Here is a 22,512-nt window from a genome sequence, read left to right as displayed (position 1 = left end):
CTTTGCTTTATTCGGTTCCCAGACCCTCGACCAGCGGCACAAAGCGCACCGGGCGAAGCTCCTCGTAATCGTAGCCGCTTTGCAGCCGCGTCACCTTGATCAGGCTTTGCACTGTATCGGACTGTCCCACCGGCAATACCATGATACCGCCGATCTTCAACTGCGCCAAGAGCGGGCCCGGCGGGTCTTCCGCTGCGGCGGTCACCAGAATCCGGTCGAACGGCGCCTGATCGGGCAAGCCAAAGCTGCCATCGGCGGCAAATGCCGTGATATTGACCAGACCAAGGTTGCGAAACACCTCCTGCGCCTCGCGCACCAGGCGGCGGTGGCGGTCGACGGTATAGACCCTGCGGCAGAGGAGGCTGAGGATGGCGGCCTGGTAGCCCGAGCCGGTCCCAACCTCCAGCACCTTGTCGCGCGGCTGCACATCCAGCGCCTGGGTCATCAGCCCGACGACCGAGGGCTGCGAGATGGTCTGGCCGCAGGAGATCGGCAACGGCATGTCCTCATAGGCGCGGGTCGCGAAAAGGCCGCGCACAAAGGCGCCGCGGTCGATCCGCTCCATCGCGGCCATGACGCGGGCATCGGTGACGCCATGGCTGCGCAGCGCGTACATGAAGCGCATCTGGCGTTCGGCCACTTCGGCCCCCCGCGCAGGATCGTCCGATGGCGCGCCCGGGTCGGTCATGCCAGGGCTGCCGCAAGATCCGGCAGGATGTCATGCGCGGTGAGGTCGGCGCGCAAGGGCGTGACCGAGATATAGCCCTCCACATTGGCGGTGATGTCCGAGCCGGGCAGGGTGGCGCGGCCCTGTTCGCCGCCCTTGATCCAGAGGAACTGCCGCCCGGTGGGCGAGACATGCGGCTCCAGCGAGAAGGAGGAATAGCGCCGGAAGCCCTGATCGGCGACGCGGAGGCCCTTGACCTCGGCGGCGGGCAGGGCGGGGAAGTTCACGTTGTAGAACACCCGGTAATCGGCCTCGTCCCAATGGCCCTTGTCCAGAAGCCGGCGCAGAAGCGCTGCGCCATGCTGGACGGCGGCCTCGAACGGCTCGGCCAGGGTGGCGTTCTTCGGGCCGAAGAACTGCGACATCGCGACGGATTTGATCCCTTGCAGGGCGGCTTCCATCGCCCCGCCGATCGTGCCGGAATAGAGCACGTTCTCGCCCGAATTGTTGCCGCGGTTGACGCCCGAGAGCACGAGGTCGGGGGGCGCGTCCTTCATCACATAATAGATCCCGGCCAGCACGCAATCGGCGGGCGAGCCTTCGGCGGCATAGCGGCGCGGCGCAAGCTCGGCGATCATCGTGGGATGGGTGTAGCTGATGCAATGGCCGACGCCGGATTGTTCGAAGGCCGGGGCCACGACCCAGACCTCGCCCGAAGGCCCGGCGATTTCGGCGGCGATCCGTTCCAGGACGGCCAGGCCGGGTGCATTGATTCCGTCGTCGTTGGTGATGAGAATGCGCATGAAATCCCCTTTTCTCCCTGATAGACGAGGGGGGGCGAGGGGGCAAGCGCGGGCCTCGCCTCAATCCGCGAAGGCGGTGGATAGCCGGAAATTGGCGACTTTTGCGGTACAGGGTCGCCCGGTATTGCACCGCCCGTGGCGCCGGATCAGGGGGCGCCGGCGGGGCTGGTGGCCAAGGCCGCGAGATAGCCGTTCTGGATCATCGCCATGCCTTCGGACAGGGTATGCGCCATCTGGTCGATGGCGGCCAGGCTGCGGGCGATGATCATGTTGCGGTCGTGCAGCTGGTTGATCGTGGCGTTGATCCGCATCCCCTCGGCCCCGATGCGGGCGCTTTCGACGCGGCCCATGACGGTGATGGTTTCCAGGCTGAGCATCGCGCGGCGCAGGTCGGTGCTGGCGATGTGGATCTTGCCGGCGAGCGCCACCGCCTCGGCCAGGGCTGCGGTCGCGGTCTGGCGCAGCCGGGCGTCGAGGGCGGCCAGATGCCGCGCCTCTTCGGCTACCGCGATGCCCGATCCGGCCATATCCTCGCCCGCGACGGCGGCGATCATCTCGGCCATCAGCTGCGAGCAGGTCATCGCGAACATCGCGCCCTCGAAGCGGTCCGCCATCCGCCGGCAGAGCGAGGCCTCGCCCAGAAGGAAGGCGCCGACCTTGGCGAAGATATCGGCCGACATCATCAGGTAGATGTCGGAGATCGCCCCCACCGGCCCGCCGGTCGGTTCCAGCCGCGAGGCGAGGATGCGCATGTTGGTGGGCAGGATGCGCAGGCCGTCGAATTCCTTCACCAGCACCTCTTGCGCCGCGATGATCGTTGCGATGTTGCGGCGCAGCTGGCCGACCTCGGCCATCGCGGTGCGCGGGTTGGTCTTGGCGGCGCGGGCGGCATGTTCCTCGGCCAGGGCCTGGCGCATGAAATCCGCGTAGCTGGCAAAGCCCGTCTGGGCCAGGGCGGCCTTCAGCCGCGCGACCGAAGCCTCGACCCCAAGTCCGCCGCGTTCGGCCAGGGTGAGATCGGCGTAGATCGCCTGCGCCTTGGCAAAGAGGGGCGAGCTGGGCTTGATGCGGACCGAAAGATAGCCCGTGCCATGGGGCAGGACGGTGGCCAGCACCCAATAGGGCTGGCCGGCCTTGGTCCTGTTGCAGACATAGGCCACGGCGGGTTCGCCCTTCTGGATCGTGGCCCAGAGCACCGCAAAGACCGCGCGCGGCGTTGCAGGGTGGCGCACGATCCGGTGCGGCGCGCCGACAAGCTCGCCCCAGTCAAAGCCCGCAACCCGTTGAAACACTGCGTTCCCCGCCAGAATGACCCCGCGAGCATCGGTGCGGGAATAGAACATCTCCGCGATGCCATAGGTGGCCTCCGGTCCGAGGATCAGGGCGGAGACCGGCGTGGTGACGGGTTCGGCTGTCGCGGGGGATGGGCTCATGCGGGCAAGGGCCTTCTGCGGGGCATTCGCCTTGGTTTTAGGCCACAGACGCTAAGAAAGTGTCACCGGAGCCGCACCATGGCCCGCTTCAAGGTCAGGCCACGCTGTCGGGGTCGGCGGCGCGGTAGCCGATGCCGGGCTCGGTCAGGATCAGGCTGGGCTGGGCGGGGTCGGCCTCGATCTTCTGGCGCAGCTGGCCGATGAAGACGCGCAGATAGGGCACATCCTCGACATGGGCGGGGCCCCAGATCCGGCCCAGAAGCTGGCGGTGGGTCAGCACCCGTCCGGGGGTTTCCACAAGGGCCACCAGCAGGTCGAACTCCTTGGGCGTCAGGCGCAGCGGCGCATCGCCGCGAAAGGCCTGATGCGCGTCCAGGTCGATGTCCAGCGGCCCGAGCCGCAGCCGCGTCGTCGGCGCGCTGCGCGCCGGGCGCAGGCAGACGCGGAGCCGGGCCAGAAGCTCGCCGATGGCGAAGGGTTTGCCGACGAAATCATCGGCACCAAGGTCCAGCGCCATGATCTTCTCCATTTCCTGATCGCGGGCCGACAGCACGATGATCGGCAGGGCAGATTTCTGGCGCACCGCCTCGATCACCTCCTTGCCGTCGCGGTCGGGCAGGCCAAGGTCAAGGATCATCAGGTCCGGCTTGCGCGCGGCGAGCACGGTCAGCGCCTCGGCGGCGGAGCCGGCCAGGCAGATGTCATAGCCGCTGGCGCCCAGGGCATGGGCCAGAAAGCGCTGAATCTGCGGTTCGTCGTCAACGATCAGGATAAGGGCACGCGGGTCGGGCATCACAGGCTTTCGGCTGGGGTTGGCGGCAGCTGGGTTTCGGGCGGCAGCGGCAGGGCGAGGCGGGCGAGGCTGGGCGCCCCGGTCATGGTCAGATGGCCGCCCAGGACGCGGGCGATGCCCTTGGCCACGGCGAGGCCGAGGCCGTTCATGCCGAGCGGCGGGCGCGGGTCGGAGCTGGCCAGCCAGTCGCGCACCAGGGCGGGCGCGCCGGGGCCGTGATCGGCGACCGAGAGGGTCAGCGCGGTCTGGCCCGGCCCTCCGGTCACGCAGGCGCTGACGGTGATTGGCGCCTTGCCGTGGCGCAGGGCGTTTTCGATCAGGTTGAAGACGGCCTGTTCCAGCAGTCCGGCCTCGGCGCGCAGCATCGGCAGGTCCTGCATCGGCTGCGCCTCGATCTCGGCCTGGGGCCAGGCGCGGCGGGCGCGGGCGGCGGCGGCGCGGGCTACATCGCCGGCATCGACCCAGGCGAGCGCGGGCCGCAGCCCCGATTGCAGGCGGGTCATCTGCAACAGGTTGGTGACATGGCGGTTGAGGCGTGAGGCCTCCTCCTCGATCGCGGTCAGAAGGTCGGCCTGGGCCGCGGCCGAGAGGTCGGGGCCGAGGTCCTTGAGCGCCGTCGCCGCCCCGAGGATGGTGGCGAGCGGCGTGCGCAGATCGTGGCTGAGCGAGGCGAGGAGGGCCGAACGCGTGGCCTCGGCCTCGGCGCGCTGGCGTTCGCTTTGGGCGCGGGCGGCGAAGTCGAGCCGTTGCAGGGCGGCACGGGTCTGGCGGCACAGAACGTCGATGGCGGCGGTGCGCAACGCGGCCTCGGGGCCATAAAGCGGCGTGTGGCCGAGGGCGAGGGCGCCGGGGCTGGCCTCGGCCCGGATCAGATCGGGGGTGGGGTCTGGGGTCAGGTCGGCAGTCAGGTCGGCGGTCAGGTCGGATGTGGCAACATCAAGGGGCAGGATGGTCAGCCGCGCGCCCGGCCCGCCGTCGGCGGGGGCGGGCTGGCTGCGGTTCTGGCGCAGGGCACGTTCGGCGGCTTGAAGGTCTGCATCGGTCGGCAAGGATGGGACGGGGCTGGTGGCCACCACCGCAGGTCCGGCGGGATCGGCGCGGAAGGCCGCCGCCCGCCCGCCCGACAGCGCGGCCAGATGGCCGGTGGCGCGGCTCAGAACCGCCGCCGCATCCCCGGCGCTGCCCAGATCGGCCGACAGGGCTGAAAGCACGCCCAGCACCTCGGCCCGGCTGGAGGCCGCCGCCGCCTGATCGTGCAGCCGCCCGGCCAGAAGCCCGGCGAGCCCCGCCACGAAGAGAAAGACCAGAAGCGTGATCAGGTCCTGCGCATGGGTGATGTGGAGCGTGAACAGCGGCTCGGTGAAAAGGAAGTTCAGCACGAAGAAGCCCAGTGCCGCCGCGACCAGCCCCGACCAGAAGCCATAGGCCACCGCAGCAATCAGCACCGCCGTCAGGAAGATCAGCGGCATCACCGGGACGGGCAGGCTGTCCCCGGCCAAGGAGACAAGGCCCGCAGCCGTGGCCACCAGCGCCATCGTCGCGGCCAGCGCCGGCAGATCCGGCGGGTCGGGCAGCGAGGGCCGGTCGGGCAGCGCCGCAGAAAGGGGCGCAGATTGGGGAACAGATTGGGGCGCGGCGCGGGTCGCCTCCGATGGCATCAGGCGCGCCGGCTCGGGCGGCATGATCCGCACCTCCGGCCCGGACGAAGGGGCGGCGGAGGGGGGGGCGAAGGGTGTCATGGCGTCGGGGTGGGGCTCGCTCATGCCCTGTCATCGCGCCCTTCGGGGGTTTGTGTCCACAGGCTTTCGCGGCTCTGGCGCCGGTCTTTATGCAATCCTTATGCGCCACCCCGCCTTTCCCATCGTTTCCTTATGCCGATCGGCAGAAAAGAGCCGGGCCGCCCCGTTGCGGTGCCACGTCCGGAGTTTTCATGTCCTCGCCTGCCGCGAACCCGTCTTCTGTCCCGCTTGCCACAGCCCATCCGCCCGCAGCAAACCAGCCGGCCGCCCCGGCTACGGGGGGCCCCAAGGCCTCCGGCCCCTCCTCTGCCTCGCATGGCAAGCAGGGGCTCTTGTCGCTGTCGCTGGCGGCGATCGGCGTGGTCTATGGCGATATCGGCACCTCGCCGCTTTACGCCTTCCGCGAGGCGATGCGGGCGGCAGGCGCGAGCCATGGCGGGGTCGAGCCTTCCGACGTGCTGGGGGTCCTGTCGCTGATCACCTGGTCGCTGATGCTGATCGTGACCTTCAAATACGTCCTGATCCTGATGCGGGCCGACAATCAGGGCGAGGGCGGCACCTTGTCCCTGCTCGCCTTGGCGCAACGCTCGCTGGGTGGGAAGCTGCCTTGGGTTCTGGCGCTGGGGCTGATCGGCGCCGCGCTGTTTTACGGCGATGCGGCGATCACGCCGGCGATCTCGGTCCTGTCGGCGGTCGAGGGCTTGAGCCTCGTCACCACGGCTTTCGACCCCTATATCCTGCCGATCTCGATCGTCGTCATCGTCCTGTTGTTTGCGGTGCAATACCGCGGCACCGCGACGATGGCGCGGTTCTTCGGCCCGGTGACGCTGGTCTGGTTCGTGGCGCTGGCGGTTGGTGGGCTTTTGCACATCAGCCAGCGGCCCGAGGTGCTGCTGGCGCTGAGCCCGACCTATGCGGTGACCTTTCTGGCCGAAAACGGCATCCTCGGTCTGGTCGTTCTGGGGGCGGTCTTTCTGGCGGTGACCGGGGCCGAAGCGCTTTATGCCGACATGGGCCATTTCGGGCGGCTGCCGATCCAGCTCGCCTGGTTGATCGTGGCCTTGCCGGCGCTGCTGCTCAACTACTTCGGCCAGGGCGCGCTGATCCTCGGCGATGCCACGGCGATGGAGAATCCCTTCTTCCGGCTTTACCCCGATGCGGTGCTTTTGCCCATCGTGGCGCTGGCCACGGCGGCCACGATCATCGCGAGCCAAGCCGTGATCTCGGGTGCCTATTCCCTGACCCGCCAGGCGATCCAGCTGAAGCTGCTGCCCAGGATGCGCATTCGCCACACCTCGGACGCGCAGGAGGGGCAGATCTACATGTCGGCGGTCAATGGCGTGCTGTTGGTCGCGGTTCTGGTGCTGGTGCTGGTGTTCCGCGGCTCTTCGGCGCTGGCCTCGGCCTATGGCATCGCGGTGACGGGCACGATGGTGGTCACGGCCACGCTGGCGATGATCGTGGCGCACAAGCACTGGGGCCTGCCGAAATGGGCTGCCGTGGGGATGATGGCGCCGTTCCTCGCACTGGATCTGACCTTCTTCGGCGCCAACCTTCTGAAACTGTTCGAGGGCGGCTGGCTGCCTCTGGGGCTTGCCACGCTGATGGTGATCCTGATGTCGAGCTGGATGCGCGGCAGTGCCGTGGTGCTGGCCAAGGAGGCCAATGGCGATCTGGCGCTCTCGACCCTGCTGCGCCAGATCAACGCCAAGCATATCGCCAATGTGCCGGGCACGGCGGTCTTTCTGACCTCGGCCCCGGATTATGCCCCGGCGGCGCTGCTCCACAGCCTCAAGCACTTCAAGGTGCTGCACGAGAACAACGTGATCCTGACCATCGTCACCGCCGCCGTGCCGCGCGTCGCCCCCGAGGAGCGGGTGGTGATGTCCGACCTCGCGCCGCATTTCCGCAAGGTGACGCTGACCTGGGGCTATGCCGAGGAACCGGACGTGCCCGAGGGCCTGGCGCTCTGCCGCAAGCTCGGGTGGAAGTTCGACATCATGTCGACCTCCTTCATCCTGTCGCGGCGCAGCCTGCGCCTGTCGTCGCGGCGCCAGATGCCGGGCTGGATGGCGCGGCTGTTCATCCTGATGGCACGGAACTCGGCCCCGGCTTCGGATTATTTCCACATCCCGGCGGGCCGCGTGGTGGAACTGGGCACGCAAGTGAACGTCTGACCTTCAGGCAAGACAGGAACAGCCGCCCCGGGGTTCCGGGGCGGCTGTTTCATGGCAAGAACGCGGTTCGGCGCGAAGGATCAGAACAGCAGTTTATAAGTGTTGCCCAGGGTGTCAGTCACCCGGCCCGTACCGCTTTCGGTGCCCGAGCCGCTGATGAAATGGCCCTGAACCCGGGTGCCGTCGGTGCAGACGGCATAGACCTCGCCCGAGTTGATCCCGGCCACGTCCTTGGAGGAATTGCTGTAGCTGCCGCCGGTGTCGCGCAGGCCGAGCTTCAGGCCGCGCTCGTGGCTTGCCACCTTGGGCGCCACCGAGGTCCAGGTGCCCTTGCAATAGACCTTGCTCGGCGGAGGCATCCTGAAGCCGATATCGCCCGAGGTCGCGGTCCGGTAGGTGGTGGCGATCGAGATGACCTGCGAGGGATGGGCCAAAGCGATCGGGCCCTCGACCGGGTAAAGCCGCATGTCGACGCTCTTGTCGCCGCAGGCGGCGAGCAGGGCCAGAACACAGATCTTGCTCAGAAAACGCATAGTCACGGACGCACCACCCCGGGCCTTGGGGAGAGCAGGACCGCGCCTCCCCCTCATTCGGGCCCGGTTTACGGTATCAGGGGCCGGAAGGCCAGAGGAGCCACCGCGGCGCCACCGCCCCGGCCAGGGCAAGGATCGGCGGGTTCCCGCCGCGCGGACAGAAGGGGGGCAGGCGCTGCCCTTTGCGCCGCGCCGGATCCGGCGCGGCGGAGCGCCCCGGATCAGTGCGGCTATGGCGTTTCGGGGCCCGATGCGGCGCGCATTGCCGCCTCTTCGGCGCGGAAGCGTTCCTCCCAGGCGGCGTTCAGCGGCGTGGTCTGCGGCGTGAGCGGGGGGTCGTCGAATTCATGGACAAGCTCGCGCCCGACCGGCGCCAGTCCGCAATAACTGGCGACGCGCGCCGCCGCCGCTGCCGGATCGGCGGTGATCTCCTTGTACTCGATCCGCAGCGGATCGATGCCATGGAGCGCGAAAAACCTCTCCCATGACTCCTTGGACAGGCCGATGCTACGCATCGCTTGCGCGATGGCGGCATGGGAATAATCGGCATCCGTGACCTCGCGCTTGGTCACGTCCCATGAAGACCACGATTCGCGGATCTCGGCGATCACCTGGGAAATCGCCTGCCGCACGGCGTTCTCGCGCCAGAGGTAGACGAACCGCCATTCCTTCAGATGGGCCGGAAACTCTCCGGCGCGAAACAGCGGCACCATCGACTGGACATGCGCCTTCACCCCCCAGGCGCCGTTCAGGGCATAACGCGTGACCAGATCCGCGCACAGCGCCCGGCTGTCCGGGGCGCCGGGCGTGTGGGTGGCCATGTCGAGATGCAGTGGATTGAAGAACTCGGCGACGAAGACCCCGTACGTGAACAGGTTCTGGCAAAGCAGCGTGCTGGCGACCCGGGGCGTGAAGGCGACGACGAATTTCCGTTCGACTTTCCCGAAGGGCGTCTCGTCTGATGGGGCACCGGAGTCGCCGGGCAGGAGCCGGGCGTATTCGTCAAGGAACCAGCGATCCGCCGAGCGGTCGAAGAGAAAGGGATATTCTTGCATCGAGGTCTTTCTGCCAGATGTCGAGGCGCTGCCGCTGGTCAAAGCAGCTGCCGTCCTCTTTCCGTCCTACGAAGGAAGACCGCAGTCCACAAGAGAGAGCTTGGTCCTGGCGCGTCACGGCCAGCCCCTGTTGCCGCGGGGACATCGGGAATTTCTCCCCGTCCCGCGCGGTCATCAGAAAATTTCCGCCCCGGATCACCACCCCGCGATGCGCGGCGAGGACCGGTCAAACCGGTCTCGACTTGCGCGCTTTCAGGGGTAGTTGGCTGGGGCGCTAGGATTCGAACCTAGGTATGGCGGTACCAAAAACCGCTGCCTTACCGCTTGGCGACGCCCCAACTGCGGCGGTGTTTAGCGGGGTCTTTCGGGGGCTGCAAGAGGGTTTGGCCGGAAAATGATGCAAAAAAATCCGGTCGTTGAACGCGGGGCTTTGGCAGTCTAACAGAGGCTATGGAACAATATGATGTCGTGATCCTCGGGGCCGGTGCGGCCGGAATGATGGCTGCCATTGAAGCGGGGCGGCGCGGGCGGCGGGTGCTGGTGGTCGATCATGCGACCGCGGCGGGGGAGAAGATCAGGATTTCCGGGGGCGGGCGCTGCAACTTCACCAACCTTGGGACGGGGGTTGGGCAGTTCCTTTCGAAGAATCCGCGCTTCGCGCTTTCGGCGCTCAAGCGTTTCACGGCGCTCGATTTCGTGGCGCGGGTCGATGCGGCGGGAATCGCCTGGCATGAGAAGACCCTCGGGCAACTCTTCTGCGACGGCTCGGCCAAGGAGATCGTCGCCATGCTGCTGGCCGACATGGGGCGGGCACGGGTGGCCTTGTGGCTGAAATGCTCGCTGGGCGAGGTGCGACGCGAGGCGGCGGGATTCGTCGTCGAGACCGAGCGCGGGCCGGTGCGGGCGGGCAAGGTTGTGGTCGCGACCGGCGGCAAGTCGATTCCGAAGATGGGAGCCACGGGCTATGGCTACCGGCTGGCCGAGAGTTTCGGCCTGCCGCTGGTCGAGACGCGGCCGGCGCTGGTGCCCCTGACCTTTGCCGAGCAGGAGCTGGCCTGGATGGCGCCTTTGACCGGGGTAGCACTGCCGGTGCGGGCCAGGGCGGCGCAGGGGCCGGGGTTTGACGAGGCGGCGCTTTTCACCCACCGGGGGATGTCGGGGCCGGCGATCCTGCAGATCTCGAGCTATTGGCGCGAGGGGCAGGGGATAAGGCTCGCGCTGTGTCCGGGGGTTGATGTGGCGGCGACCTTGCGGGCGGCCAAGGTGGCCAACGGGCGGCAGGTTTTGCGGACGGCTTTGGCGGGTTTGATGCCCGAGCGGCTGGCGCGGGTGGTGGCGGGGCAGCTGGGGCTGGGGGAGGCGATGCTGGCCACCCTCTCGGGAGCGGAGCTGGAGCGGATCGCGAAGGTCCTGCAGGACTGGAGCCTGATGCCGGTTGGGTCGGAAGGCTACCGGACGGCGGAGGTGACTTTGGGCGGGGTGGATACCGATGCGCTCGACGGGCGGACCATGGAGGCCAAGGCGGTGCCGGGCCTGTATTTCGTGGGCGAAGTCGTCGATGTGACCGGGTGGCTTGGCGGGTATAATTTCCAGTGGGCCTGGGCCTCGGGCTGGGCGGCGGGGCAGGCTTTGTGAAGGACCTCGGGCTTGCACGCGTGCAAGGTTTGGTAAGATATTGTGATATATATGTATTTATTAATTCTTTAAGGTTTTGTTAGGACGTTGTCGGAGTCCAAAGGCGCGCCTGCGGCGCAAGACTTTGTCTCGCCTCTGGCCTGCGGCCAACCGGCTCGGGTTCTTGGCTCCGCCGGGAGTATTTGGGCAGAAGGCAAATCTGGGGGGGTGGGCCGGGTTTTTGGCCCGGCCTTGGGGTTTCAGAGCCGGAGGGGAGCGGCCTTGGCGAGGCGGTCGAAGTCCATCAGGCTGGCGATCAGGCCTTTCATGTCTTTCAGGTAGACCATGTTCGGGCCGTCGGACGGGGAATTGTCGGGGTCCTGATGCGTCTCGATGAAGACGCCGGCGATGCCGAGCGAGACGGCGGCGCGCGCCATGACCGGGGCGAAGCGGCGGTCGCCGCCCGAGGAACTGCCCTGGCCGCCGGGTTGCTGTACCGAATGGGTGGCGTCCATGATCACCGGATAGCCGGTTTGCGCCATGGTGGGCAGGCCGCGCATGTCGGTGACCAGCGTGTTGTAGCCGAAGGAGACGCCGCGTTCGGTCAGCAGGATCTTTTCGTTGCCGGTCGAGGCCACCTTGTCGGCGACATTGGCCATGTCCCAGGGGGCGAGGAACTGGCCCTTCTTGATGTTGACCACGGCGCCGGTTTCGCCCGCGGCGAGCAGGAGGTCGGTCTGGCGGCAGAGGAAGGCCGGGATCTGGATCACATCCACCACCTTGGCCGCCATCCGCGCCTGTTCGGCGTCATGGATGTCGGTCAGGACCGGCATGCCCATGGCGCGCACCGCCTCCAGCACCTTCAGGCCCGCGTCGATGCCGAGGCCGCGGCGGCCCTTCAGGCTGGTGCGGTTGGCCTTGTCATAGCTTGCCTTGAAGACATATTGCGCGCCGGCGGCGGCGCAGACCTCGGCCATGTGGCCGGCGATCATCTGGGCATGGTCGAGGCTTTCGAGCTGGCAGGGGCCGGCGATCACCAGAAGCGGGCGGTCGTTGGAGGCCGTGAGGCCGCCGATCTTGACGTCTTTCATCACAATGTTCCTAAAGGGGCCACAAAGTTTGGGCCTTAGCCCGAAACCTGCTCGCGCAGGATGGCGATGGTCATCGAGATCATCAGGTAGATGCCGCCAAAGATCAACATCACCACCAGCGTATTCTCGAAAGCGCGCGGATAGCTGGGCGTGTCGGGCGGCAGGGGTTCGACGGCGAGTTCGAGATAGCGGGTCTGGCGCTGCGCCTCGATCCTCGAGGTTTCCATCGCGTTGGTGGCCTGGGCCAGCATCATCTGCCGGGTCGCCACATCGGCGGTGGCCATGACCATCTGGCTTTGCACCGAGGCCAGCGAGGGGCCGGCGCTGTTGTCTTGCGTGAGACCGGCGCGCAGCTGGGCGATCTGATCCTCCAGCGTCTTGATGCGGGTGATCACCGGGTCCATCCGGGCCTGGTTCGGGCTGGGGTTGGCCTGCATCTGGGCCAGCGAGAGTTTTTCGGTCATCACCTGGGCGTTCAGCGCACCGATCTGGCTGGTCACGAGGCCGGCCTCGACATCGGCGCTGAGGGTCTTGTACTTTTCCTGCAGTTCCACAAGGTGGGTCTGGGCGACCTGCAGCTTGGCCTGGGCATCGTCGAAATTCGACTTGGCGCTGTTTTCCTGGTCGCCGCGCAGGCGGGCGGTCATCTGGTCGACCTGGCCTTCGGCATAGCCGACGAGGGCCTTGGAAAACTCCACCGCCTTGGCCGGGGTGGCGGCCGAGACCTCCATGTTGATCAGGCCCTCGGTCGGGTCATAGCTGACCTTCACGTAGCGCTGATAGAGGTTGTAGGTCTGGGTCGTGCTGGCCTTTTCCGGCAAGCGCTGGATCGGGTCGATGTCGGGGGCCGAGAAATGGGCGCGAAAGCCGTTGTCGTCGTCAAGCCGCTCCATCGCGGCGATGGATTGCAGGTAGTTTTGCACCGTGACCGAATCCTGCGAGGTGGCAAAGGCGGTCCCGGTGAAGAGCGAGGAGAATTGCGAGGCGGCGGTGGCCTGCTGGATCACGAATTTGGTCGTCACCGAATACATCGGGGTGGCGACCATGAAGTAATACCAGCCGGCGAGCAGCGTCGGCAGGAAGACGAAGACCGCGAGCTTCGACCACATCAGCGCCAGACGGCGGCGGCGGCGGGCGATGATGTCGGTCTGGATCCGCCGCACCTCGGCGATATGGGCCTCTTCGACGCGCAGTTCGGTCGAGGGCAGCGGCACCGGCTTCACCGTCTGCGGCAGCCGGTCCTGGCCGCCCTTCGAGACGGTCAGCGCGCGCGAGGGTTCGAGGTCATCGGCGGGCAGTTCGTCGCCCTCGGCATCGCCCTGCACCAGTTCCAGCACGGCCGAGCGGCCGAAGGGGTCGATGCCGGCCTTGCGCAACAGGCGCACGGCGTCGAAATCGGAGGTGGCGGGCAGGGCGTGTTTCTGCGCCATGCGGCGGGCGACGCGCAGTTGGCGGCCGGTCAGCCCCTCACGCCGGATGGCGTCGATCTCTTCGGGCGGGGAGCCGGTGTCGGCCCCGAGGCTGGCGGCGGGGCTGGCGGCGGGGCTGGCTGCGGAGGGTTCGGGGCGTAGGAAGCTTTGGTCGCCAAAGCCGTCGTCGGTCTCGTCCGGCATGAAGGCGTCATTGCCGAGACGCTGAAGGTCAGGGCGCTGCACGTCAGGGCGTCGCGGGGGCAGCGGTTGGCTGTCCAGGGCGGCATTGCCCTGCACCGCCGTGGCCATGTCGGCCGCGCGCGGCGCCGGGGCGGCGGCGGGGTCGGCCTTGCGGGTGCGGAAACGGCTAATTGTGAGCTTCGTAGTCATACAACTGTTTCGCTTCCTGCAAAGTTTCGAACATGTAAAGCTGGCCGTTCTTCAACACCGCGGCCGAGCGGCAGAATTTCTCCAGCGTCTTGGGCTGGTGGCTGACGATGATCACGGTGGCATTCTGCAGGCGCTGGCGCAGGATGGCGCCGGCCTTGCGGTTGAATTCGACATCGGTGGTCGAGGGCATGCCTTCGTCGATCAGGTAGATGTCAAACTCCAAAGCCAGCATCAGCGCGAAGTTGAAGCGTGACCGCATGCCCGAGGAATAGGTGCCGACCGGGCGGTCGAAATATTCGTCGATGGCGCAGAGCCAGCGGCAGAAGCTTTCGACGTAATCGGGGTCGAGGCTGTAGAGCCTTGCGATGTAACGGGCGTTCTCGGTCGCGGAGTGTTTCGAGATCAGGCCGCCCATGAAGCCCAAGGGAAACGAAATGCGCGCGGTGCGGCGGATGACGCCCTCGTCCGGCTTTTCCAGCCCGGCCATCATGTTGATGATCGTGGTCTTTCCGGTGCCGTTCTTGGCGAGGATCCCCAGCGAATGGCCCAGCGTGACCTTGAACGAGGCCCGGTCGAGAATCACCTTGCGGCTTTTCCCGGTCCAGAAACTTTTGCTGACATTCTCGAATTCGATCATGTCGTTTCGCGTTCCGCTCCCATCCTGGGGCATGGCCCGACCGGCCCCGAAGCTGGCCGGTGCGGCCGGCCTGCGCACCGGCCTAAGGGATTACCATTAACAGCAGGTGCACGCCTGCCTGTCCGCGGCAATTTAAGACTGCGGTCCGGGCGAGACAATAGCGCGCAATCGGGCAGCAATATGTTCGGTCTGCGGAGAAGCTGCGATGCGGCAGGGGCGCCGCAAGGGCTTGGGCGGTCAGGGTTTCCGGGGACGTCTGTTTGGGGGGCTTTCAGGGGGTCTCCTTGACCGCCGGCTTGCGGCGCGGGGCGGGGCGCAGGTCAGTCCGTGTGCCTGGACGCAGGCGCGCCAGAACCATGGCCAGCGGGCCGAAGCACAGGCTGAGGGCGACGCCGGCCCGGGCCTGATCCTCGGGCACGCCGCCGGGCAGGGTGTAGTCGAGACCCAGCAAAGGCACGGTCACGCCGATGCCCGACAGGAGCGCGATCAGGACCAGATCCGAAATCCTGAGGCCCGAGGGCAGCGAGCCGCGGCCCATCAGCACGACGATCCCGGCGCCGATCAGCAGCCCCAGGGGCTTGCCGAGCCAGAGGGCGGCCAGAACCCGCACGGTCATCGGGCCGAGGGCCGAAAGCTCGATCCCGCCACGCGTCAGACCGAAGAGGAACAGGACCAGCGGCAGCGGATAGACCAGGTAATGCGCCAGCCGGTTGAGGGGGTCGTGCAACAGCTCCTCGGCCTCGGCGAACAGGCCGAAGCTGCGCCCGGCATGGGGCACCAGCGGGATCAGCGGCAGAAGGCCCAGGGCACCGGGCAGACCGGCCAGCACCACCCCGGCCCAGCACAGAGCGCCGGCCAGAACCCAGGGCCAGAGGGCTGCGGCGCGGCGGTGCTGCACCTCGCTCGCCTGCGGGCGGGTGTCGCGCGCGCTGAGCGGCCAGACGGCGGCCAGCGCCAGCAGTGGCAGCACCAGCCAGACCGGATGCAGCGCGCCGAAGGGAAAGGCCAGCGCCAGGGACAGAAGCCCCAGGATGTCGAAGGCAATGGCGATCAAAAGCAAAAGATGCAGCGCGGGATGATCGCGCCCGAAGACCCTTGCGCCAAAGACATAGCAGAGCACGACATCCGAGCCGACCGGCAGAGGCCAGCCGGTGCTGACGCCGAGCCCGGCATCCGCCACCGACCCGTCGCCCAGCTGCGAGGTGAGGCCAATTTCCAGCCCCGCCGTCGCCAGCCAGACCAGAACCGCGCCGATCACCCCGCCCAGAACCGCACCAAGGGGCATCGCCCGCCGCCCGGGGCCCGAGAGACTGCCCCGCTCCAGCACCAGCGCCTCCCATAACTCCTTGGCGATGAAGGCGATGAACAGCGCCATCAGCCCTTCGGAGGTGATCAGCTGCAGGGTCAGCACCGGGTCGGGCAGGCCCATCCAGGCGGGCAGGCCCGGCGTCCAGAGCCGGTATTCCATCGCGTCGAAATAGCTGTCGGGGGCGATATTCACCCAGAGCGTGGCCGCAAGGGCGCCCGCCAGAAGGGCGCCGGCAAAACGGGGAAGGTGAGAGGAGACGCGGTACATCGGGCGAATCGAGCCTTTCGGAAGCGGTGTCGCGGGGCCTTCTGATCGGCATAGGCCGGGCCGCAAGCGCTGGCAACGACGGGCATCACTGCGACCGCGCAGCAGGGCCGGAGTGATGCGGCAACGCCCACATGGCGCCCTTCGCGGCGGAGGGGGCGGCCTCCCGGCGCTGCGGAATTGGGCAGGGATCGGACGCCCTCGCCTGCCCCGGACGGGCCCCGCCGCGGGCAGGCTGGCGCTTTTTCCTTGAAGCAGCGCGCCGCCCGCAGTAGCGGCAGGCGCAAACCCCGCTGACCTTTCTTGTGCCGGGGGAACGGAGGCAAGATGACCATCCTTGATCAGACCCATGCGGCGATGGAGGCCGGCGGCGAGGCCGAGGCGCTGGCCTTCTGGCGCAGCCTTGCCGATGCCGAATTGTTCCTCGTGCTGGAGGAAGAGGCCACGGGCGAGGTGATGACGCCGCGGGTCTATGACCTGGCCGAGGGGCCCCTGTTGCTCGCCTTTGACAGCGAGGAGCGTCTGGCCACGATCAGCGACGATCCGATGCCCTATGCGGTGCTGCCGGGGCGGGTGCTGGCGGCGCAACTGGCGGGACAGGGGCTGGGCCTCGGGCTGAACCTCGGGACCGCCTGTCCCAGCGAGACGATCCTGCCGCCCGAGGCGATCGACTGGCTGGCCGAGATGCTTTCGCAGACCGATCCGGAGGAGGCCGAGGCGCGGATTGCCGCCCTTGCCGCCCCGCATCTGCCGCAGGGCCTGCTGACGGCTTTGGGCGGGCTTCTGCCCTCGGGTGCGGCGGCGGCGCTGGCGCAGGTGACCTATCAGGGCGGCGGACAGGGCCACATGCTGGTCCTGTCGGGCATCCGTCCCGAGGCCGAGGCGCGGATGGCACGCGCCGTGGCCGAGGCGCTGGTGTTTTCGGGGCTGGAGGCCGCGGCGCTCGACCTCGCCTTCGCCGGGGCGGAGACGGCGCTTTTCCTGCGGATCAGCGGCGCGGGCCTGACGGTCAGCGCGGCCGAGGTGGTCCCGCCCCCGATGCCTGAGCCGCCGCAAGCCCCCGGCTCGGACCCCGACAAGCCGCCGCGCCTGCGCTGAGGCGCGCCATGATTGGGGTAAAATAATACCTCACATCATAAGGTATTGATTTTACACGTTTTAAACTTTCACACGGCACTTGACCCGCTGCGGGGCATCAGCGATAAGCCGCCATCCAAGATCACGGCGGCTAGTTCGCCCTCCAACTTAGGTTCCGATATGAAAACCTTTACCGCAACGCCCGCGGATATCGACAAGAAGTGGGTCCTGATCGACGCTGAAGGCGTTGTTCTGGGCCGCCTTGCGACTCTCGCGGCCTCGATCCTGCGCGGCAAGACCAAGCCGACCTTCACGCCCCACATGGACATGGGGGATAATGTCATCATCATCAATGCTGACAAGATCCAGATGACCGGGACCAAGCGCAAGGACAAGAAATACTACTGGCACACCGGCCACCCGGGCGGCATCAAGATGCGCACCGCCGAACAGATCCTCGACGGCGCGCACCCCGAGCGCATCGTGGAAAAGGCTGTCGAGCGCATGATCTCGCGCAACCGTCTTGGCCGCGTGCAGATGACCAACCTGCGTGTCTACGCCGGTGCGGCCCATCCGCATGAAGCCCAGCAACCCACGGTCATCGACATCAAGGCGATGAACCCGAAGAACACCCGGAGCGCATGATCATGACCGATATCAAATCTCTCGACGATCTGAAATCGGCCGTTGGCGCAGCTGCTCCGGCAGCCTCGCTGGCCCCGGTCCGCGTCGCTGTGCGCGACAAGCTGGGCCGCGCCTATGCCACCGGCAAGCGCAAGAACGCGGTCGCCCGCGTCTGGATCAAGCCGGGCTCCGGCAAGGTCATCGTCAACGGCAAGACCATGGCGGAATACTTCGCCCGTCCGGTGCTGCAGATGATCCTCGCCCAGCCCTTCACGGTGGCCAATGTCGAAGGCCAATTCGACGTGATGGCCACGGTGGCTGGCGGCGGTCTCTCGGGTCAGGCCGGTGCTGTGAAGCACGGCGTGTCCAAGGCGCTGCAGCTGTATGAACCCGCTCTGCGTGGCGCCCTGAAAGCCGCTGGCTTCCTGACCCGCGACAGCCGCGTGGTGGAACGCAAGAAGTACGGCAAGCGCAAAGCCCGCCGGTCCTTCCAGTTCTCCAAGCGCTAATACGCGCGACATTCCCGAAAGGCCCGTGCCCCTGGCGCGGGCCTTTTGCTTTGTACCGATGGCTTTGACAGGGTCCGGGCCAGGACGGGAACGAAAAAAAGGGCCGCAATTGCGGCCCTAGTCGGGGAAAACTCGGGGGGAGGGCGGCGCCTTCGGGGCCTCAGGCCTTCCAGAAGGGCTTGGCCGCCTCTTGCGCGGCGGACATCGGGTCAAGGCCGATATCCTGCAGCATATAGTCGGTCAGACCGCGCAAGTCCTTGCGGGTCCGGCGTCGCAAGTCCCATTGCACGACGACCAATGTGGCACGCAGCAGGGCGCGCGACAGGGGCGGCAGGGGCAGGCGCAGGACATTCACGTCAAGGGCGGTCATTTTCCATCTCGATTGTGTTGATACAAGTTTGCGTTTATCGTAGATAATAGATACAATGCAGGGCGAAGAATCGCCAGAGGACAATTGTCATGGATACAATTTGGCAGCCAGAACTTGCCGATGACGGCCCGAAGTATCTGGCGCTGGCGCAAGCCCTGCGCGGGGCGATCCGCTCCGGCGCCTTGGCCGAGGGCGCGCGGCTGCCGCCGGTGCGCGATCTGGCCTGGCAGATCAAGGTGACGCCGGGCACCGTGGCCCGCGCCTACCAGATCGTCACGCAAGAGGGGCTTTTGCAGGCCACGGTCGGGCGCGGCACTTTCGTTGCGGCGCAGCGCCAGCCCCTGGGGCCGCCGGCTCCCACCCCGGCGGAGCGCGACAACAGGCCGGTGGATGGCCGGCTCGATCTCCGCTCACCCAACCTGCCCGAGGTCGGCCAGGTCGCGGCGCTGGGTGAGGCGTTGCGCCGGATGGCCGGCAAGATTGATGACCAATGGCTGGACTATACCAGCCAAGCCGCTGAATTGCCTTTGCGTTCCGCCGTCTGCGCCTGGCTTTCGGCCCGCACCATGGGCCCGGTCGGCCCGCAGGATGTGGTGCTGAGCCACGGCGGGCAAAATGGCGTTTCGCTGATCCTGAACTGCTGCCTGCGCGGCGACAAGCCGGTGGTTCTGGTCGAGGACCTGTGCTACCCCGGCTTCCGCTATGCCGCCCGTCTGGCCCGGGCCGAGGTTTACGGCGTCGAGCTGGATGACGAGGGGATGCGCCCCGATGCGCTGGAACTGGCCTGCCGGCGCTATGGGCCGCAGGTGCTCTGCCTGACGCCCGAGGCGCAGAACCCGACCACGGCCCGGATGTCTGAAACGCGGCGGGCCGAGATTGTATCCATCGCCCGCAAGTACAATCTGCAGATCATCGAGGATGAATGCTATTCGGCCCGATTGTCCGACCGGCCCACGCTGCGCGCACTGGCGCCGGAGCGGGTCTGGTACATCGGCAGCCTGTCGAAATCGGTCTCGGCGGCCTTGCGCTTTGGCTTCGTGATCTGCCCGACCGGCATGGGCGAGGCCGGGCGCCTGGCCGCCCAGCAAAGCTATTTCGCGCTGTCGCAGGCGGTCTCGGCGCTGTGCCTTGAGCTCTTCCAGTCCGGCGCCGCGGAGGAGATCCGCACCAAGGTCATGGCGGAATTCGCCGCCCGCAGCCGGATGGCCGCCAATATCCTCGGCGGCTTCGACATCCGCTGGCAGCCCGGCCTGCCCTTCGTCTGGCTGAACCTGCCGCAGGGCTGGCGCGCCTCGACCTTCGCGCGGCGGGCCGAGGAGGCCGGCGTGCTTTTGCGCTCGGCCGATCAATACGCCATGGTGACGGGCCGCGCGCCCAATGCCGTGCGGATGGCGCTGGGGGGCGATTCCGCGCGGATCCGGCTGGAACAGGGGCTGGAAAGCCTGTGCAGCCTGCTGGCCTTTCCGCCCAACGACATGGCGGTGTGACGCCTTACACCGTCAGGCACTGTGTCCCGCGGGACTCATGCTGCGCTGCGTCATCCGCAAGGGATTGACGTAAAGGGAAAGCTTTGGGCACTCTGAGCCATCGGGCATAAGCGAGCAGTCAAAAAAGCGCCCGGCGAAGAGGTAACATGGGACTTCAATCCACTTTCCACGCGCCGCAGGGCGCGGATTTTCTGGGTTGGCGCGTCAGCCGTGCCGGCCGCACCGAGATTGTCTACGAGGACGGCGCCGCCCACCGCCAGATCTGGCGCCTGACCGAAGCCGGCCCCGACGAGGCCCTGGTCGAGGCGATGCAGCTGGCGGTCGCCAGCCCGCATGTCGTGCCGCGCCTGATGGAAGAGTTGAAGAAGCGGGCGATCGCCGTGGAATCTGGCACGCTTTAGCCCGGTTTTCCAGCATCCGTCTTGTCAGGCCCGAGGCTCAGGCGCAATCTCGCCATCAAATCGCTTGCGCGACGCAGCGCAAGCTGCTTAATTTGATCAAACGTTAGAAGAGGCGGCATCTGCAAGCCGCCGCATGTCAAGTTACCAAGAACCGAGCCAACAGGGTGATTGATGTCTGAACCGCAACAGCGGAGCCGCTTCTGGGGATCGGAGGCTGCGAGTGGGCTTGCCCTGATCAGCCCTCCGGCGATCTACGCAATACTGCTCCTCGCCGCGCCTCTGGCCACGACGCTGCTTTATTCCTTCCTTACCGACGGTTATCTGTCGATCATCCCACATTTCCAGCTTTGCAACTATGTGGGCGAATGCCATTCCCAGTTGCCCGATGGCACGGTTTCGACCGAGACCTATCTGGGCGCCTGGACCGATCCGGTGGTGCAGACCCTGCTGATGCGCTCGATGATCGTATCGATCCTGGTGACGGCAACCACGGTGTTCCTGGCCTATCCGGTGGCCTATTTCCTGAGTTTCGAGGTCTCGCCGGCGAAAAAGTCGCTCTGGCTGTTCCTGATCACCATCCCGTTCTGGACCTCTTACGTGATCCGCGTCTTCATGTGGAACGTGATGATCGGGCGCACCGGGGTGATCAACTCGGCCCTGATGGAGGTGGGGATCATCTCGGAGCCCTTGCAGATGGCCTATACGATCCAGGCCATGGTGGTGACGCTGGCGCATTCCTACGCGCCCTTTGCGATCCTGCCGATCTATGTGGCGCTGGAGAAGATCGACCGTTCGTTGCTTGAGGCCGGGCAGGATCTGGGCGAGACGCGGTTCACCACTTTCCTGCGGGTGACGCTGCCTTTGTCGATGACCGGCGTGGTCGCGGCGGTGCTGATCGTCTTCATCCCGACGATCGGCGATTATGTGACGCCGAACCTGATTGGCGGTGGCAAGATCCCGATGATCGCCAACATGATCGAAAAGCAGATGCTGAAGGCGGACAACCGGCCCTTGGGCTCGGCGGCGGCGGTGTCGTCGATGGTCGCGGTGGTGCTGGTCCTGTTCTACGCCTTCGTACAAAGTAAGCTTTGCGCCGTACTGATGAAATGGGTCGCCGAACGGGTGACGGTGCGCGGCGCCGGCATGCCATGGATCCTTGGCGGCGCGGCCTGCGTCCTGGCGGTCGTGGCGCAGTTCCTGGTGTTCAGCGCGCTGGGTGAGGCGATGGGCAGCCCGGTGATGGCGATCATGCTCGCCGTGGTCTGGCATGCGGCGCTGTACCTCGTGCTGGTCGGCGGCAAGATCAGGAGTGTGAAATGAAATTCCCGACGCTGCGGATTTACACCCTGGCCTATCTGGCCTTCCTTTACACGCCCATCGTGATCCTGCCGATCTTCGCCTTCAACGATGCGACCGCGGTGGCCTTCCCGCTGCACGGCTTCACGACGCAATGGTTCCAGAACGTCTTTCACGACGCACAACTGGGCATCGCCCTGAAGAACAGCCTGATCGTGGCGGTCTGCACCTCGGTCCTCGCCACCACCTTGGGGATCTTCGCGGCCCGCGCCAGCACGCGCTACACCTTCAAAGGGTCGGGGCCGCTGATGGGGCTGATCCTCTTGCCGATGGTGCTGCCCGACATGATCATGGCCATGGCGATCCTCGTCGTGCTTCTGTCGCTTGGGGTGCAACTGTCGCTCTTCACCATCATCCTCGGCGATGTGCTGATCTGCACGCCTTTCGCCGTGGCGATCCTGACCTCGGCCTTCCAGTCCCTGGACAAATCGCTGGAGGAGGCGGCGCAGGATCTGGGCGAGGGCCCGATCTCGACCTTTTACCTGATCATCCTGCCGCTCGTCATGCCGGGGATCATCTCGGCCCTCCTGATCTGCTTCACCATCTCGATTGACGAGTTCATCCTGGCCAACTTCCTCGGCTCGGGCGAACCGCTCTTGTCGACCTATATCTACGGGCAGCTGCGTTTTCCGAAAAACGTGCCCAATATCATGGCCTTGGGGACCATTCTTGTGGGGGTCTCGATCCTCCTTCTCGCCCTGGCCGAGTTTTTCCGCCGTCGTGGCCTAGCCAAGACCGGCGCCAAGGATACCGGAGGCTTCCTGTGACGTC

General features: G+C 66.7%; 20 protein-coding genes, 1 tRNA gene and 1 pseudogene. 9 read left to right on the top strand and 13 right to left on the bottom strand.

Annotation, left to right across the window (positions count from 1 at the left end):
• Positions 1–7: 7 nt before the first annotated feature.
• The 5 genes from AC1DVR_RS17870 to AC1DVR_RS17850 form a co-directional block, all read right to left on the bottom strand.
• Complete coding sequence (locus AC1DVR_RS17870) at positions 8–688, bottom strand: protein-L-isoaspartate(D-aspartate) O-methyltransferase (protein ID WP_478001958.1); 681 nt, start codon at positions 686–688, stop codon at positions 8–10.
• Entirely contained in the window at positions 685–1,470 is a 786-nt protein-coding gene (gene surE / locus AC1DVR_RS17865) for a 5'/3'-nucleotidase SurE (RefSeq protein WP_478001957.1), read from the bottom strand. Before surE ends, AC1DVR_RS17870 begins: the two co-directional genes overlap by 4 nt.
• Positions 1,471–1,616: 146 nt before the next feature.
• Positions 1,617–2,903: a PAS domain-containing protein gene (locus AC1DVR_RS17860; protein WP_478001956.1), complete on the bottom strand. Its 1,287-nt coding sequence runs from the start codon at positions 2,901–2,903 to the stop codon at positions 1,617–1,619.
• Positions 2,904–2,997: 94 nt separating this feature from the next.
• Positions 2,998–3,696 carry a response regulator gene (locus AC1DVR_RS17855; protein WP_478001955.1) on the bottom strand — a complete coding sequence of 233 codons (699 nt, stop codon included), beginning with the start codon at positions 3,694–3,696 and terminating at the stop codon, positions 2,998–3,000.
• Entirely contained in the window at positions 3,696–5,459 is a 1,764-nt protein-coding gene (locus tag AC1DVR_RS17850; RefSeq protein ID WP_478001954.1) for a DUF4118 domain-containing protein, read from the bottom strand. Before AC1DVR_RS17850 ends, AC1DVR_RS17855 begins: the two co-directional genes overlap by 1 nt.
• A gap of 167 nt (positions 5,460–5,626) precedes the next feature.
• On the opposite strand from AC1DVR_RS17850, the gene AC1DVR_RS17845 reads away from it, so the two are divergent.
• On the top strand, positions 5,627–7,612 hold the full coding sequence (locus AC1DVR_RS17845) for a potassium transporter Kup (RefSeq protein WP_478001953.1): 1,986 nt from the start codon (positions 5,627–5,629) through the stop codon (positions 7,610–7,612).
• 80 nt (positions 7,613–7,692) lie between these two features.
• Here the strand turns inward: AC1DVR_RS17845 and AC1DVR_RS17840 are convergent, their stop codons facing one another.
• From AC1DVR_RS17840 to AC1DVR_RS17830, 3 genes are all read right to left on the bottom strand, one after another.
• Positions 7,693–8,145, bottom strand: a complete 453-nt coding sequence (locus AC1DVR_RS17840; protein ID WP_478002000.1) for a hypothetical protein — start codon at positions 8,143–8,145, stop codon at positions 7,693–7,695.
• Positions 8,146–8,375: 230 nt separating this feature from the next.
• Entirely contained in the window at positions 8,376–9,200 is an 825-nt protein-coding gene (locus AC1DVR_RS17835) for a Stf0 family sulfotransferase (RefSeq protein WP_478001952.1), read from the bottom strand.
• 263 nt (positions 9,201–9,463) lie between these two features.
• Positions 9,464–9,538: transfer RNA gene (locus AC1DVR_RS17830), tRNA-Gln, on the bottom strand.
• 112 nt (positions 9,539–9,650) lie between these two features.
• Between AC1DVR_RS17830 and AC1DVR_RS17825 the strand changes: the two genes are divergently transcribed.
• Positions 9,651–10,835 (top strand): BaiN/RdsA family NAD(P)/FAD-dependent oxidoreductase, encoded by a 1,185-nt coding sequence (locus AC1DVR_RS17825; protein ID WP_478001951.1) that lies wholly within the window; start codon positions 9,651–9,653, stop codon positions 10,833–10,835.
• Between the two features lie 239 nt (positions 10,836–11,074).
• On the opposite strand, the gene kdsA is transcribed toward AC1DVR_RS17825, so the two are convergent.
• The 4 genes from kdsA to AC1DVR_RS17805 form a co-directional block, all read right to left on the bottom strand.
• A complete protein-coding gene (kdsA, locus tag AC1DVR_RS17820; protein WP_478001950.1) occupies positions 11,075–11,905 on the bottom strand; it encodes a 3-deoxy-8-phosphooctulonate synthase in 831 nt (276 codons plus the stop codon).
• Positions 11,906–11,940: 35 nt separating this feature from the next.
• Positions 11,941–13,707, bottom strand: coding sequence for a KpsE/RkpR family capsule polysaccharide export protein (locus AC1DVR_RS17815; protein ID WP_478001949.1), 1,767 nt, complete (start codon positions 13,705–13,707; stop codon positions 11,941–11,943).
• Entirely contained in the window at positions 13,685–14,344 is a 660-nt protein-coding gene (locus AC1DVR_RS17810) for an ABC transporter ATP-binding protein (RefSeq protein ID WP_478001948.1), read from the bottom strand. Before AC1DVR_RS17810 ends, AC1DVR_RS17815 begins: the two co-directional genes overlap by 23 nt.
• Before the next feature lie 271 nt (positions 14,345–14,615).
• Complete coding sequence (locus AC1DVR_RS17805; RefSeq protein WP_478001947.1) at positions 14,616–15,920, bottom strand: Na+/H+ antiporter NhaA; 1,305 nt, start codon at positions 15,918–15,920, stop codon at positions 14,616–14,618.
• A gap of 324 nt (positions 15,921–16,244) precedes the next feature.
• On the opposite strand from AC1DVR_RS17805, the gene AC1DVR_RS17800 reads away from it, so the two are divergent.
• The 3 genes from AC1DVR_RS17800 to rpsI all read left to right on the top strand — a co-directional run bounded on the left by AC1DVR_RS17800 (position 16,245) and on the right by rpsI (position 18,127).
• Entirely contained in the window at positions 16,245–17,015 is a 771-nt protein-coding gene (locus AC1DVR_RS17800; RefSeq protein ID WP_478001946.1) for an SseB family protein, read from the top strand.
• Positions 17,016–17,174: 159 nt separating this feature from the next.
• A complete protein-coding gene (gene rplM, locus AC1DVR_RS17795; protein ID WP_478001945.1) occupies positions 17,175–17,639 on the top strand; it encodes a 50S ribosomal protein L13 in 465 nt (154 codons plus the stop codon).
• Positions 17,640–17,641: 2 nt separating this feature from the next.
• Positions 17,642–18,127 carry a 30S ribosomal protein S9 gene (rpsI, locus tag AC1DVR_RS17790; protein WP_478001944.1) on the top strand — a complete coding sequence of 162 codons (486 nt, stop codon included), beginning with the start codon at positions 17,642–17,644 and terminating at the stop codon, positions 18,125–18,127.
• A 160-nt stretch (positions 18,128–18,287) separates the two neighbouring features.
• Here the strand turns inward: rpsI and AC1DVR_RS17785 are convergent, their stop codons facing one another.
• Positions 18,288–18,497 carry a DUF1127 domain-containing protein gene (locus AC1DVR_RS17785; RefSeq protein ID WP_478001943.1) on the bottom strand — a complete coding sequence of 70 codons (210 nt, stop codon included), beginning with the start codon at positions 18,495–18,497 and terminating at the stop codon, positions 18,288–18,290.
• An 89-nt stretch (positions 18,498–18,586) separates the two neighbouring features.
• Between AC1DVR_RS17785 and AC1DVR_RS17780 the strand changes: the two genes are divergently transcribed.
• From AC1DVR_RS17780 to AC1DVR_RS17765, 4 genes and pseudogenes are all read left to right on the top strand, one after another.
• Positions 18,587–19,984, top strand: a complete 1,398-nt coding sequence (locus AC1DVR_RS17780; RefSeq protein WP_478001942.1) for an aminotransferase-like domain-containing protein — start codon at positions 18,587–18,589, stop codon at positions 19,982–19,984.
• Positions 19,985–20,130: 146 nt separating this feature from the next.
• On the top strand, positions 20,131–20,385 hold the full coding sequence (locus AC1DVR_RS17775; protein WP_478001941.1) for a hypothetical protein: 255 nt from the start codon (positions 20,131–20,133) through the stop codon (positions 20,383–20,385).
• Between the two features lie 171 nt (positions 20,386–20,556).
• Positions 20,557–21,471 (top strand): annotated as a pseudogene (locus AC1DVR_RS17770) (ABC transporter permease); the annotation flags it as partial.
• 230 nt (positions 21,472–21,701) lie between these two features.
• Positions 21,702–22,508, top strand: a complete 807-nt coding sequence (locus tag AC1DVR_RS17765) for an ABC transporter permease (RefSeq protein ID WP_478001940.1) — start codon at positions 21,702–21,704, stop codon at positions 22,506–22,508.
• Positions 22,509–22,512 lie beyond the last annotated feature (4 nt).

This window comes from Rhodobacter sp. P2_H5, assembly GCF_056403335.1.
This window is presented reverse-complemented; position numbering and strand designations above follow the sequence as displayed.